This window comes from Chryseobacterium sp. GTID13 (assembly GCF_056172655.1).
This window is the reverse complement of record NZ_JAOCMB010000005.1, coordinates 706,970-719,476: the sequence shown is the minus strand read 5'-3', so window position 1 is coordinate 719,476 and position 12,507 is coordinate 706,970. Positions and strand designations below refer to the sequence as shown.

Here is a 12,507-nt window from a genome sequence, read left to right as displayed (position 1 = left end):
CACAATGAAAACAGAAACTATCGGCACTACACCATTGGCCGAACAAGAAGTAATTTTGGTAAGCCCGGAAAATCCGGCTATATTATCTGTCAGCAGAAAATCATTAACTTTTCCCAAAACAGGTCTTAGTACAATCAGTTATGTATCTAATGGATATAGAAGGTTAATTCCGGAAGTAAAAGATATAAAACTGCAGGCACAATAATGAAACGGTCTCTGAAAATATTCAAAATAACAATGGTTACTTTGCTGTGCATTATTGCTATCCTGACTATTGCCACCTATTTTTATCTAAAACAACCTCAGTTCGGGGCATTGCCTGAAGGTAAAAGGATGGAACTGATAAAAAAATCGCCCCATTATAAAGACGAAAAATTTAGAAATTTCGTGGAGAAGCCTACTATTTCCGAAGGTTACAGCTTCACCGGGGAAATATGGAAAGCATTGACAAAAGAATATCCTCACACGGAACCCCAGGAAGCACTACCTTCAATAAAGACAAATCTGAAAGCGATTCCGGCGGACAGGAACTTTATTGTATGGTTCGGACATTCTTCCTTCTTTTTACAGCTGGATGGTGTGAAAATCCTGGTTGATCCCGTATTTAGCGGAAATGCATCGCCATTGCCGGGAAGTGTGAAAGCCTATAAAGGGACTGACATTTATGCTGCTGCCGATATGCCGGAGATAGATTATATGCTGCTTTCGCACGACCATTATGATCACCTGGATTATGAAACGGCAAAAGCAATGCAGCCTAAGGTAAAACATGTGATCTGCGGCCTGGGAGCCGGCGCTCATTACGAAAAATGGGGCTATACTTCCCAGCAGATCCTTGAAAAAGACTGGGGCGATAAAACACAGGTAAAACCGGGCTTTATCATCTATGCTGAAAGTACGCACCACGACGGAGGAAGGAATTTCACCAGTTCACAGGCTTTATGGCTGTCTTTTTATATACAGTCTTCGGCTATGAATATCTATTACAGTGGTGATGGAGGCTATACCGGCCGTTTTAAGGAAATTGCAGAAAAATATCCGCCTATCGACTGGGCTGTCATGGAGTGCGGACAATATAATAAAGCGTGGCAGTCCGTACATGAACTGCCGGAAGAAGTTGCACTGGCAACTGTGGAATTAAAGGCTAAAAATCTATTACCTGTTCATCACTCCAAATTTACTTTAGCCAAACACCCCTGGAATGAACCTCTGAAACAGATCACCACACTGTCAAAATCAAAGCCTTATCGCCTTGCCACCCCGATGATCGGAGAACTGGTAGATCTGGATGACAGTTCACAGGTATTTAAACAATGGTGGAACGATATAAAGTAACAGGCCATGAAAATAACTGAAATAAAATCCTGCTTTGTAGGCCCTTTGATTTCACCTGAACAATTTATAGCAGAACATTTCTTCCTGTTTCTGGCAAAAGGTGAAATGAACGGCTATGACGGCAACAAACATTACAAGCTTAAACCCGGGGAAAGCTGTATGATCCATAAAAACAGACTGGCCCGCTACAACAAAGTAAAGGATAATAATGAGTTTGAGAAGGTGATTTTTATTTTTGATGAAGCTTTTCTCAAGAATTTTCAGAAAAAACACAATATTCTTTTTCAGAATTATGATTCAAATGATGCTTTTATCAGGCTCGAAAAAGACCAGCTTATAGATCGTTTTCTGCTTTCTCTGGAACCTTATTACCAAGGTTCAGGAAATATCGATAAAACATTTTCCGATGTAAAAAGAGAAGAATTATTACTGATCCTGTTACAACTCCATCCGGAACTGTCGGATATCCTTTTTGATTTTGGTATTCCGGGGCGCCTGGATCTGGAGAAGTTTATGCAGCAAAATTATAAATTCAATGTAAGTATAGAAAGGTTCGCATTTCTTACTGGACGTAGTTTGTCTGCTTTTAAAAGAGATTTTAAAACCATTTTCAATGAAACCCCGAATCGCTGGCTTGTAAAACGCAGGCTACAGGAGGCAAGATTTCTGATTGAAGAAAAAAACAGAGGCCAACGGATATTTACGTGGATCTGGGTTTTGAAGATTTGTCTCACTTTTCATTTGCTTTTAAGAAAGAATTTGGCATTACAACAACTGAAATTTCAGGCAAAGCTTATTAAAATCTTTAAGTATTTGTTCATTTTTTCACGGGTTTTAATTCCATATCGAATTGTCAACATAAAATCAATTTAGTTTAAAATCATGATTAAAAATCAGATTTTCATAATATAATTTTTCATAAAAAACAGTTAAAAGTACTATTAAAGCAATACTAAAAACCACCAAAAAACTCCTTACAGTAAGGGTTTTCAGAGTTTGGCAAGCATTTTGCAAAATAAATCAAGTCTGATTGAAAAATCGGATGAGAAGTAAAATAGTAAAATTAAAAAATAAAATTATGAAGAAGTTATTTCTAGGGTTGGCAGTTGCTGCTGGCATGATGACGTTTGCTCAGGAAACACAAACACAAGAAACAAAAACAGTGAATCCGGAACCAATTAAAAAAGAAAAACAACCTATCAGATTCGGTATTAAAGCAGGAGGAAACTCTTCTTACTTCAGTGAGCAGAAATTAAGCCTTAATAACCAGAAAATCGGATTTCATGCAGGGGTTTTAGTTAATATTCCACTTTCTCAGAAATTCAGCTTACAGCCGGAAGTTTTGTATAACCAGTTAGGAGCAAGAAATGTAATTTCCTCTACAGATGTAACCACTGGTGATACGAACATTAAGACTAAAAGCGATTACAAAACAACCATGAACTATATTTCTGTTCCTTTAATGGTACAGATGAGACCTACAGAAAGGTTTTATGTAGAAGCCGGACCTGAATTCAGTTATTTCATCAACGGGAAAAACTCAGGAAACAGCACTGTTTCTACAACGACAGGAGGAGTTACAACTACTCAGTCTGTAACTAATTCTGAGGATATCAATAAGGACGATATTAACAAGTTCAATTTAGGTCTTGGCTTAGGTCTTGGATATGATATCACTGATAATATCGGTATCAATGCAAGATATATCAACAGTCTTACTGATATGAGAAATCATAAGCCTGAAGGTACTGAACCTCTTAACCACAGAACGTTTCAGTTAGGCCTGAATTATAAATTCTAAAAAATACCAACCAATTTTTTAACCGAAATGCAGATTTACTGCATGGTATAAAATAGCCGGAAGAAAATCTTCCGGCTATTTATATTGATCAGGACAGGTATTATTCAAATATTCTCGGATCATCACTAATGACACCGTCTATCCCTATATCCTTTAATTCTTTCAATCGCTCTTTGGTATTCACTGTCCATGGTATAACTTTCATTCCCAATGCATGACATTCTTTTACAAGTTCCGGAGTAACCAGCATATGGTCCGGACTGTAAATAGTTGGAATAAAGCTCAGGAATTTTAAATCTCTGGGTACACCATTCAGATGGTCCGGATATTCCCTGAATTTAGCTACAGGTATATTTTCGAAATGGTTCCGCTGCTGGGCAAGCTTTTTATCATCCACCTTTTCTACCAGTAAAGCAGTCATGATCCGCGGATATTCCTTATGAATAATTTCCAGTGTTCTGGGATCAAAAGACTGGATAATGACGCGTTCCTGAATTCCTTTTTCAACAATAATCTTCATCATCAGATCTACAAATTCTTTGGGTTCGGGATGAAATATATTATCTGAAAACGGGCGTGTTTTTGTTTCTATATTATAAAAAGGCAAAGGTCTTTTCAGTTCGCGGGCGTAAGCTTCACATGCATCGATTACTTCTGAAAAGAGAGGTTTTTGTGCCTTCATTTTCTTTTGGTCAGGATAGTTGTTAAGCTTCTTTAAACCTACATCAAATGTCCAGATCTTTGCATAAGGCATATCATAAATCTTATAATAGAACCCTGAATCTTTAGGAATATAGGTTCCATCCGGCTTCGTTACCAGTTCAGGGGAAAGAAAGGCATCATGAGAAAGGATCACTTTTTTATCCTTTGTGATGGCCAGGTCCATTTCCAGTGTTGTAACATTCATTTTTAATGCATTCTTCATGGCCGGGATCGTATTTTCCGGGTATAAGGATTTTCCTCCACGGTGTGCCTGCTTATCGAAAGACTGGGAAGAATATAATTGGGCAAATATCAGAAAAACACCTGTTAAAAAAACTTTTTTCATATCCTGAAGTTATTTGGTGCAAAATTAGAATTTGCTCTTCTGTTGTATGATACAGGAATGTTAAGCTTTTGATATATTTATGATAAGTGAAGCTGGAAGAGGGAGGATGGAAGATGCTACTTGACGGTTAATTATCTGTGAATGAGCCCTTCATGGATAAGATTATCTTGAATCTTAAGGATCTCAATAACTTCCCTCTTCCAGCTTCAGGCTTCCCAAAGTTTATAAAAACAAAAAGAGCCGGTTATAAGCCCGGCTCTTTTATTTTATGTCAGTGAATTATTAATTGAACAATTCTATCTCCTCTCCTTTTCCTACAGGATATTCTTCTGTAAAACATCCGAAGCAGTGGTTGGAAGACCCTAAAATTTCTTTCAGGTTGTCTGTGCTTAAAAATTCCAATGAATCTACCCCCAGATAATCTCTAAGCTGTTCCGTAGTCATATTTGCCGAAATAAGATCATCCTTTGAAGGCGTATCAATACCTAAATAGCAAGGCGCAATGATAGGTGGAGAAACACTTCTGAAATGGATCTCTTTTACGCCCGCATCTTTCAGAATTTTCACCAATCGCTTGGAAGTGGTTCCTCTTACGATAGAGTCATCGATGATCACTACTCTTTTGTCTTTGATCTCGGAAATAATAGGGTTAAGCTTAAGATTTACTACTCTTTCTCTCATTTCCTGTGTAGGAACAATGAAGCTTCTCCCGATATACCTGTTTTTGATCAGAACCGGACGGAAAGGGATTCCTGAAGCTTTAGAGAAGCCTATGGCAGCCGGAACTCCTGAATCAGGGACACCAATTACCACATCGGCATCTACAGGAGCCTGTTCCCAGATCTTTTCACCGGATTTCTCCCTGATCTCATATACATTGATGTTTTCTAAGGTAGAGTCCGGTCTGGCAAAATAAATATATTCGAAAGAACAGATCCTCTGCTTTCCTTTTTCTTCATTCACCATATAGGAATTAAGTTTTCCGGGTTCGTTTTCATTGGTATAAATGATCTCTCCCGGAAGGATGTCGCGAACATACTGAGCTCCTACAGCATCAAGGGCAACAGATTCGGAGGCCACAACGTAAGAATTCTCGTTGATTGCTCCCAAAACTAAAGGTCTGATTCCGTTGAAATCTCTGAATGCAAAGAATTTATTTCTCGTCATTCCCACCACTGAATAGGCTCCTTCAATTTTCTCCATTGTTGCTTTGATTGCTCCACGAAGACCCAAATCAAGATTTTTCTGGATTAATCTTAAAATAACCTCAGAATCGGAAGTAGCTCTGAAAACTACGCCTTCAGCTTCCAATTCGGCTTTTAATTCTTTTGCATTGGTAAGGTTACCGTTATGCGCTATAGAAAGGATAATCTGGTCATATTCGTTTTTCGCGAAAAATGGCTGGAAATTATACTTCTTTTTGTCTCCTGCAGTGGTATATCGGGTATGCCCGATTGCAGAATTTCCCATAAAAGTTTCAGGATCAGAGATCTCTTTATAAACATCCAAAACCAAACCTTCATCTTTCATATTGGTGATTTTCCCGTTCTTTAAAACAGAAATACCACATGCTTCCTGGCCTCTGTGCTGTAACGCAAAAAGCCCGAACTGCGAAAGAGAAAACGTATCCAGATCATCATCAGAGTACATTCCGAAGATACCGCACTCTTCATTCGGAGCGTCCAGTCTCTCTTCTTCCTGCGTTCTGAAAAGGTTTCTTCCGTAGGTTTGAGTTTCAAATTGTTTTAAATATTCACTTTTATGAATGTCTAAACTTTTCATTTCTATTTTTTCTAATCTAGATTTTATTTTGATAGATTTTTAAATTAGATGAAAAATTAAATATTATGTTAAATACAAAAACTTAACATCTAATTTTTTATCTAAAAATCTTACTTCTGAAGAAGCGCTTTAAGACGGTTATAGATTTCCACATAAGCCTCGGTAACTTCACCCAAGTCTCTTCTGAATCTGTCTTTATCAAGCTTTTTCATGGTATCTTTATCCCAAAGTCTGCAGGTATCAGGAGAAATTTCGTCGGCAAGGATAATTTCGCCGTCTGCCGTTTTTCCTAATTCAATTTTGAAATCAACAAGGATGATATTCATTTTATCAAAAAGATCGATAAGGATTTCGTTGATATCAGAGGTAAGCTCATACATTTCATCAAGCTCTTCATAAGTGGCTGCTCCTAAGAAAACAGCATGGTGATCATTGATAAGCGGATCTCCCAACTCGTCTTTTTTGTAGCAGATATCGAAGATGGTAACCGGAGATTTAATTCCTTCCTCCACTCCTAGTCTTTGAGCCATACTTCCTGCAGAATAGTTTCTTACAACCATTTCCAGTGGAATGATGGATACTTTTTTACCAGTTGCTCTCTTTCGTTCAATTGTTTAATGAAATGAGTTTTAATCCCTTTTCCATTTAAATATTCGAAAATAAGAGTGGTGATGGCGTTGTTCATTTCACCTTTCAGATCCACAGATCCTCTTTTCTGAGCATTAAATGCTGTAGCGTCGTCTTTGAAACGTACCACCACTTCGTTAGGATTATCGGTAGCAAATACCTGTTTTGCCTTACCTTCGTACAACATTTCTTTCTTTTCCATTTCTAAATTCGTATTAGTTAGATTTATTTTATAATTACTTAATTAAAATTCCTGTTAAAACCGCCAATCCGAAACTCAGGAGCGTACCGATCAGTACATATTCCGTCAGTTTCCGCTGTTTGGCCTGTGCCAGATCACTGAATCTGAAAACCGATTTGGCAGCCACCATAAAGCCTACCCCTTCCCAGTGATTCACCATAATAAAAGTGAAAACAAGAAGGCGTTCCAAAATTCCTATATATTTTCCGGCACTCGAAAGAGATTCGGTCTGTAAACTGCTTTGGGTCTCCGGAACCGGAGTCCATGAAGACAATAGTATCCTGATGAAAATTGAAGCCGGCGTCGTAAGGAACAATGCAGCCATCACTACTTTTAAAACTTCCTGATTCTGCAGGAATTCAAAACTGAATTCCTTGTAATAGAATGAAATTCCGGCAATCACAAGAATATGCAGCAGCTGATCAATAAAAAACCATCTTTTTTTATTTTTTACAGTCTGGAAGATCAGTTTTGAAGCATCAATAATAAAATGAGTGCCCCCGACAAGCAATGCAACCCACCACAGATCTATATTCCATAGAAAAATGAAACTTAAAACAGTATGGATCAGAACGTGAAGGTATAAATACGGGCTTTTCAGTTTACGGCGCTCCTTATCTGCAACCCATGAATTTGGCTGAAGAATAAAATCTCCGAGTAAATGTGCCAATATGAGTTTAATAAAGATCATGCTTACAGTTCTGAGATTTTCTTTTTAAAATACTGGTTGGTTTCTACGATAAGGTCGTAGTTGGCGCGTTTCAGTCTCTGGCTTACAGAGGACTGTGAAATAGCAAATTTCTTGGCGAGATCTTCCTGTGTGATATCCCGGTTCATGATCATTTCATGGATGATTTCTGCGGTAGCTACCGTCCAGCTGTCAAAATCCTTTGAAGACCATTTCAGAAGGATATTCAAATCCCGGTCTACAGCTTCATTTGAGGTTTTTATCGAAACGGTGTGGCCGTCACTTTTCAAGTCATTCAGCAACCTTCCGGAATACACGTAAGCTGTTCCGTTGGATTCGGTAATTTTTTCAGAGGAAAAATTTTCCTCCCCGATGCCTATGGCAATTCTCACATCTAAATTTTCCTGACTTCTTATAAGTGACTTAATGGCTAGAAAACGCCAGAATACTTCATCTATATTACATTTGAACTGAAATTCGTCTCCTCTGTAGATTTCCCATGCGAGCGGTGAACTTCCCCAGTTTTCCAGGAGATTCTTGAGTCTGGTGATCCAAACTTCTGTGTCTGCATGCTGTGAATTTATAATATCACCGGTGATAACCGCTATCATTGTGCAAATATAAGCATAATTACTTATAAATAAAAAATATAAGCAGAAACACTTATAGATATTGATTATTAGTGAATCTGCTTATATCAATGATGCGTTGTTCAGGCGAAAATGCTGACAAAAACGACTTTTTCTTTTATGTCATTGTGAGCGCAGCGAAGCAATCCCAAACACTTCTTTACATTAAGCAAGTAAAGATTGCTTCGCTGCGCTCGCAATGACGGCTGGTATATTTTTATTTCTTGATAAACTGATAGGTTTTATCATCAAGATTTAGAAGATATACGCCAGATGAAAGGTCCTGTACCGAAATATTATTCTTGTTTTTAAAAGGATTCTGTTCAGAATAGATCAATTTTCCGGAAAAGTCTAAAACCTGAGCTGATTTTATACTTTCAGCTTTACCACTCACAAAAATATTGTCATAAGCTGGATTGGGATAAATTTTAATATCATTTCCTGCTAAAATAATATCTGTGGCAGAAAGAGTTCCTAAATTCTGACAGTAATTAACTCCGTACGAATCCCACTCACCAATACTAAATGTTGCATTAGGCTGTGTAACGGTATTTTTTCTGTAAAGGGAAACATCTCCGTACGAATTGCTGACAAACTTACTTCCTACAGCATCCACCGTCGCTGACTTATAGATCAGCTCTACGTACTGCGTCCCTGAAAAAGTCAGAGCATCACCTGCTGTAAGGAAACGTGCATCATTATTCGTATAACATGATAAGGCTGCTTTAGGATTCAGGACGACAAAATTTTCATTGTTCGGTATTTTCCCTTCAAGCTCAAAACTGTTTCCATAATAATAGGAATTGCTTGAACTGTTGTAATACTGAACTCTTACGCTGTAATTGTTCAGATCCACCTCATGCCCTGTCTTGTTTACAATTTCCAAAGCCTTATTATTTCCTGTCCCTTCAATATACTTAATGATAAAAAGATCTTTAGAGTTTGTATCTGTGGCTAACGTGGTCACTGTAACGGTATTACTGTCAGCCGACTGCAGATAACCCTGGTCATATGCTTTCACTGTAAATGAATAAGAGGTGGAAGGCTGCAGATGATCGATAACTACAGATGTAGATTTTGTTGTAGCTATAAGAATTCCATTCTGGTAAATATTATACCCGATAACATCTGAACTTGTGCTTGGCGACCATGCCAGATTGGTATAATAAGCTCCGGATTGGGTAGAATTTAAGTTTAAAGGAACCTGTGGTGCTACAGCATCAGGCGTCTGCACCCAGATAGCATTCACCCATTGAGGATTGTCAATAAAAGGGTTCCTGTTGTTTTGAATGGCATATATGGCATTATTCCGGTCAATTTCCCTTTGAGATACAGGATCCTGAAGATGCCATTGCAGGAGCATCGAAATATAAGCCGGATCAAAAGCGCGTTCTGCGGTTCCGTCAAGTGGAGACCGGTCTATCGCAGGATTAATATTTGTGGAGTAATTAAAAGAAGGCAATTTACCTTCATATCTTACCGCAAAATAGAGCAGCATCCTCGCGATATCTCCTTTAAATTCATTAACAGGCTCATAAACCCTGTTGGTATAAACATAATTAGGAATAGCACTATTGGCAATTTTAGATGAGTTTGTAAAAGTATAATGAACCGTGGAATTCCCAACACCGTAAGGATAATTATTTCTAAGCTGGTTGATTCTGGCATCCGTAGGAATCACAAAATGCAGATCTGAATACATGGGATAATCACTGTTAAAAGTACTCTGCGGTACAGCATGTTCCCTGTTGTATCCCAGACCTTCAGCTCCCGAAGTACTTATTAAATTAGCCGATGTATATTCATAAGCATCAGCCCCGCTAGGAATTTCCGAATAAATATCAAGTAATATTGTTGTATTACCCGGCCCATGATCATAATATTTATCTAAATCCGTCTGGTTATAAAGATTAGGCAGATCACCATAATTCCAGTTAATGTTCTTTTCTGAAATAATATCATGCAATTTCGATTTCAGTGCATAGCCTGTAAGTCCGGTCGTTCCGTCATAGTATCCCGCAGGAGCCTGGGCCGAAACAAAAGATGCAATTAAAATAATAGGCAGTAAAAATTTTTTCATTCCTTAAAAATTGGGTGGCTAAAATAGTAAATTAAAACACTTAAAGTTCTGAAATTTTTATTAAAAAATCATTAATTGTTAAAATATAAAAAATTGATTATTAAAATCTTGCGTAATCGGTACCATAAGCTGAATAATTATTTTTGGCTTTCCATCAATTTAATTATCTTTGGGAACTAACTATTTTATCTATATGAACACAGAGACTATTGACAACATTAAAATGATAGCTGAAACAGCAAGAGAATTTGCTGAAAAAAACATCAGACCGAATATTATGGAGTGGGACGAAAGCCAGACGTTTCCAAAAGATCTTTTTCACCAACTGGGGAAATGGGATTTATGGGAATTGTAGTTCCTGAGCAGTACGGAGGTTCCGGTTTAGGCTATCATGAATATGTTACTATTCTGGACGAAATATCTCAGGTAGATCCGTCTATTGGTCTTTCTGTAGCTGCACACAATTCACTGTGCACCAACCATATTTACGAGTTTGGAAATGAAGACCAGAGAAATAAATGGCTTCCGCAGCTTGCTTCAGGAAAAGTGATCGGAGCGTGGGGTCTTACAGAGCACAATACAGGTTCCGATTCGGGAGGTATGTCTACCACTGCCGTTAAAGACGGTGACGAATGGGTTATTAACGGTGCTAAAAACTTCATTACTCATGCTATTTCAGGAGATATTGCCGTGGTAATGACAAGAACAGGCGAAATAGGAGCTAAAAATAATTCAACTGCTTTCGTTCTGGAAAAAGGAATGCCAGGCTTTACTTCCGGAAAGAAAGAAAACAAACTGGGAATGCGTGCTTCCGAAACTGCCGAACTTATTTTCGATAATGTTCGTGTACCGGATTCACACCGTTTAGGGGAAGTAGGAGAAGGTTTCAAGCAGGCAATGAAAATCCTGGACGGAGGAAGAATTTCTATCGCAGCTTTAAGTTTAGGTACTGCAAGAGGAGCTTACAAAGCTGCTTTAAAATATGCTAAGGAAAGACACCAGTTCGGAAAAGCAATCGCTGAATTCCAGGCTATCAACTTTATGCTTGCTGATATGGCCACTGAAATTGATGCCGCTGAACTTCTGATCCAGAGAGCTTCAACTCTGAAAAACGCCAAGCAAAAAATGACTAAAGAAGGCGCAATGGCAAAATTGTACGCTTCTGAAGCATGTGTAAGAATTTCCAACAATGCCGTTCAGATCTTCGGAGGCTACGGATATACCAAAGACTTCCCTGCTGAGAAATTCTACAGAGACTCCAAATTATGTACGATCGGTGAAGGAACTTCAGAAATCCAGAGACTGGTAATAGGAAGAGACATTACAAAATAATTTAAATACACACAAATGATTAAACAGGCCCTCTTAGGTGAATTTCTGCATGAAGCAGAAAGCACAAGAAAACTTTTAAAAGCAATCCCGGATAATGCTTTAAACTGGAAACCCTCTGAAAAAAACTGGACTACCGGACAATTGGCTTCTCATATTGCAGAAGTATATAATTGGTATAACCCTACTTTCAATCAGGATGTTTTCGATATGGGAACGTACCAGTATGATAAAGGTGATATTTCCAAAGCTGAAAATATTGTAGCAAAATTTGAAGAAAATGTAGCCAAGGCACAGAAAGTTATAGAAAATTCAAATGAAGACCACTATTTTAACGAATGGAAAATGGAAATGGGTGGAAATTCACTTTTCCCTCCTATGCCGAAGATCCAGGTGATCCGTTCTTTTTTATACAATCACTTATACCACCACAGAGGTGAGTTGATTGTTTATCTGAGAGCAACAGGTAATACAGTACCCGGTTTATACGGACCTACTGCTGACGACCAGATGTAAATTAGACTTATATTCAGATAAGTGAATAGCATACGTATTTTGCGTATGCTATTTTCTTTTTTGAGATAATACATTTTAAATTATATGCAATGCATTATATAATAAACTGAACGAATGTTCTAAAATTTTCTTAAAAAATTTTGTTTTTCGTAATAATTTTTTTATTAGCTTTGATATTCCACAATCAAAATAAAATTTCATATGAAGAAACAATTATCCATGATTGGGATGCTTCTTATTACAGGCATTTCTTTCGCGCAGACTGACCGTCTCTGGAGTGAAGGTTCAAAAAAGCACCTTCAAACGTTTTTGAAAACAAAACCCAAATCAACAATCCGAAAATCTTCAGCTTAGATTTCGAAGGACTGAAAAACGCTCTCGCCAAGGCTCCGAAAAGACTTGCTCCGGGAGAAAAATCAGAAATCATCATT

11 protein-coding genes and 2 pseudogenes are annotated in these 12,507 nt (G+C 37.8%); 6 read left to right on the top strand and 7 right to left on the bottom strand.

Annotated elements, in window-relative coordinates; genetic code table 11:
* Positions 1-4: 4 nt before the first annotated feature.
* From N4G44_RS09415 to N4G44_RS09400, 4 genes are all read left to right on the top strand, one after another.
* Positions 5-205 (top strand): hypothetical protein, encoded by a 201-nt coding sequence (locus N4G44_RS09415; RefSeq protein WP_474926245.1) that lies wholly within the window; start codon positions 5-7, stop codon positions 203-205.
* Positions 205-1,335, top strand: coding sequence for an MBL fold metallo-hydrolase (locus N4G44_RS09410; RefSeq protein WP_474926243.1), 1,131 nt, complete (start codon positions 205-207; stop codon positions 1,333-1,335). The genes N4G44_RS09415 and N4G44_RS09410 overlap by 1 nt, the downstream gene beginning before the upstream one ends.
* A gap of 6 nt (positions 1,336-1,341) precedes the next feature.
* Positions 1,342-2,208 (top strand): helix-turn-helix transcriptional regulator, encoded by an 867-nt coding sequence (locus tag N4G44_RS09405; protein ID WP_474926240.1) that lies wholly within the window; start codon positions 1,342-1,344, stop codon positions 2,206-2,208.
* A gap of 205 nt (positions 2,209-2,413) precedes the next feature.
* The gene (locus tag N4G44_RS09400) at positions 2,414-3,136 is read left to right on the top strand and encodes a porin family protein (protein ID WP_474926238.1); all 723 of its coding nucleotides are present in this window, start codon (positions 2,414-2,416) and stop codon (positions 3,134-3,136) included.
* A gap of 100 nt (positions 3,137-3,236) precedes the next feature.
* Here the strand turns inward: N4G44_RS09400 and N4G44_RS09395 are convergent, their stop codons facing one another.
* From N4G44_RS09395 to N4G44_RS09370, 6 genes and pseudogenes are all read right to left on the bottom strand, one after another.
* Positions 3,237-4,184 carry a glycerophosphodiester phosphodiesterase family protein gene (locus N4G44_RS09395; RefSeq protein ID WP_474926236.1) on the bottom strand — a complete coding sequence of 316 codons (948 nt, stop codon included), beginning with the start codon at positions 4,182-4,184 and terminating at the stop codon, positions 3,237-3,239.
* Between the two features lie 282 nt (positions 4,185-4,466).
* Positions 4,467-5,966: an amidophosphoribosyltransferase gene (gene purF / locus N4G44_RS09390; protein WP_474926233.1), complete on the bottom strand. Its 1,500-nt coding sequence runs from the start codon at positions 5,964-5,966 to the stop codon at positions 4,467-4,469.
* 110 nt (positions 5,967-6,076) lie between these two features.
* Positions 6,077-6,780: pseudogene (purC, locus tag N4G44_RS09385) on the bottom strand (phosphoribosylaminoimidazolesuccinocarboxamide synthase).
* 49 nt (positions 6,781-6,829) lie between these two features.
* Positions 6,830-7,525: a DUF3307 domain-containing protein gene (locus tag N4G44_RS09380; protein WP_474926232.1), complete on the bottom strand. Its 696-nt coding sequence runs from the start codon at positions 7,523-7,525 to the stop codon at positions 6,830-6,832.
* Between the two features lie 2 nt (positions 7,526-7,527).
* Positions 7,528-8,133 (bottom strand): SatD family protein, encoded by a 606-nt coding sequence (locus N4G44_RS09375; RefSeq protein WP_040995238.1) that lies wholly within the window; start codon positions 8,131-8,133, stop codon positions 7,528-7,530.
* Positions 8,134-8,368: 235 nt separating this feature from the next.
* A complete protein-coding gene (locus N4G44_RS09370) occupies positions 8,369-10,231 on the bottom strand; it encodes an endonuclease (RefSeq protein ID WP_474926228.1) in 1,863 nt (620 codons plus the stop codon).
* Between the two features lie 193 nt (positions 10,232-10,424).
* Between N4G44_RS09370 and N4G44_RS09365 the strand changes: the two are divergent.
* Both N4G44_RS09365 and N4G44_RS09360 read left to right on the top strand, forming a co-directional pair.
* Positions 10,425-11,563: pseudogene (locus tag N4G44_RS09365) on the top strand (acyl-CoA dehydrogenase family protein).
* A 15-nt stretch (positions 11,564-11,578) separates the two neighbouring features.
* Positions 11,579-12,076, top strand: a complete 498-nt coding sequence (locus N4G44_RS09360; RefSeq protein WP_474926226.1) for a DinB family protein — start codon at positions 11,579-11,581, stop codon at positions 12,074-12,076.
* A 238-nt stretch (positions 12,077-12,314) separates the two neighbouring features.
* Here the strand turns inward: N4G44_RS09360 and N4G44_RS09355 are convergent, their stop codons facing one another.
* A complete protein-coding gene (locus N4G44_RS09355; protein WP_474926223.1) occupies positions 12,315-12,506 on the bottom strand; it encodes a hypothetical protein in 192 nt (63 codons plus the stop codon).
* Between the last annotated feature and the right edge of the window lies 1 nt (position 12,507).

Excerpts from the sequence above, each read along its gene's own strand:
- N4G44_RS09395 (WP_474926236.1), bottom strand. The coding sequence starts at position 4,184 with ATGAAAAAAGTTTTTTTAACAGGTGTTTTTCTGATATTTGCCCAATTA.
- purF (WP_474926233.1), bottom strand. The coding sequence starts at position 5,966 with ATGAAAAGTTTAGACATTCATAAAAGTGAATATTTAAAACAATTTGAA.
- N4G44_RS09370 (WP_474926228.1), bottom strand. The coding sequence starts at position 10,231 with ATGAAAAAATTTTTACTGCCTATTATTTTAATTGCATCTTTTGTTTCG.
- N4G44_RS09410 (WP_474926243.1), top strand. The coding sequence starts at position 205 with ATGAAACGGTCTCTGAAAATATTCAAAATAACAATGGTTACTTTGCTG.
- N4G44_RS09405 (WP_474926240.1), top strand. The coding sequence starts at position 1,342 with ATGAAAATAACTGAAATAAAATCCTGCTTTGTAGGCCCTTTGATTTCA.
- N4G44_RS09400 (WP_474926238.1), top strand. The coding sequence starts at position 2,414 with ATGAAGAAGTTATTTCTAGGGTTGGCAGTTGCTGCTGGCATGATGACG.
- N4G44_RS09415 (WP_474926245.1), top strand. The coding sequence starts at position 5 with ATGAAAACAGAAACTATCGGCACTACACCATTGGCCGAACAAGAAGTA.
- N4G44_RS09360 (WP_474926226.1), top strand. The coding sequence starts at position 11,579 with ATGATTAAACAGGCCCTCTTAGGTGAATTTCTGCATGAAGCAGAAAGC.
- N4G44_RS09375 (WP_040995238.1), bottom strand. The coding sequence starts at position 8,133 with ATGATAGCGGTTATCACCGGTGATATTATAAATTCACAGCATGCAGAC.
- N4G44_RS09380 (WP_474926232.1), bottom strand. The coding sequence starts at position 7,525 with ATGATCTTTATTAAACTCATATTGGCACATTTACTCGGAGATTTTATT.
- N4G44_RS09355 (WP_474926223.1), bottom strand. The coding sequence starts at position 12,506 with ATGATGATTTCTGATTTTTCTCCCGGAGCAAGTCTTTTCGGAGCCTTG.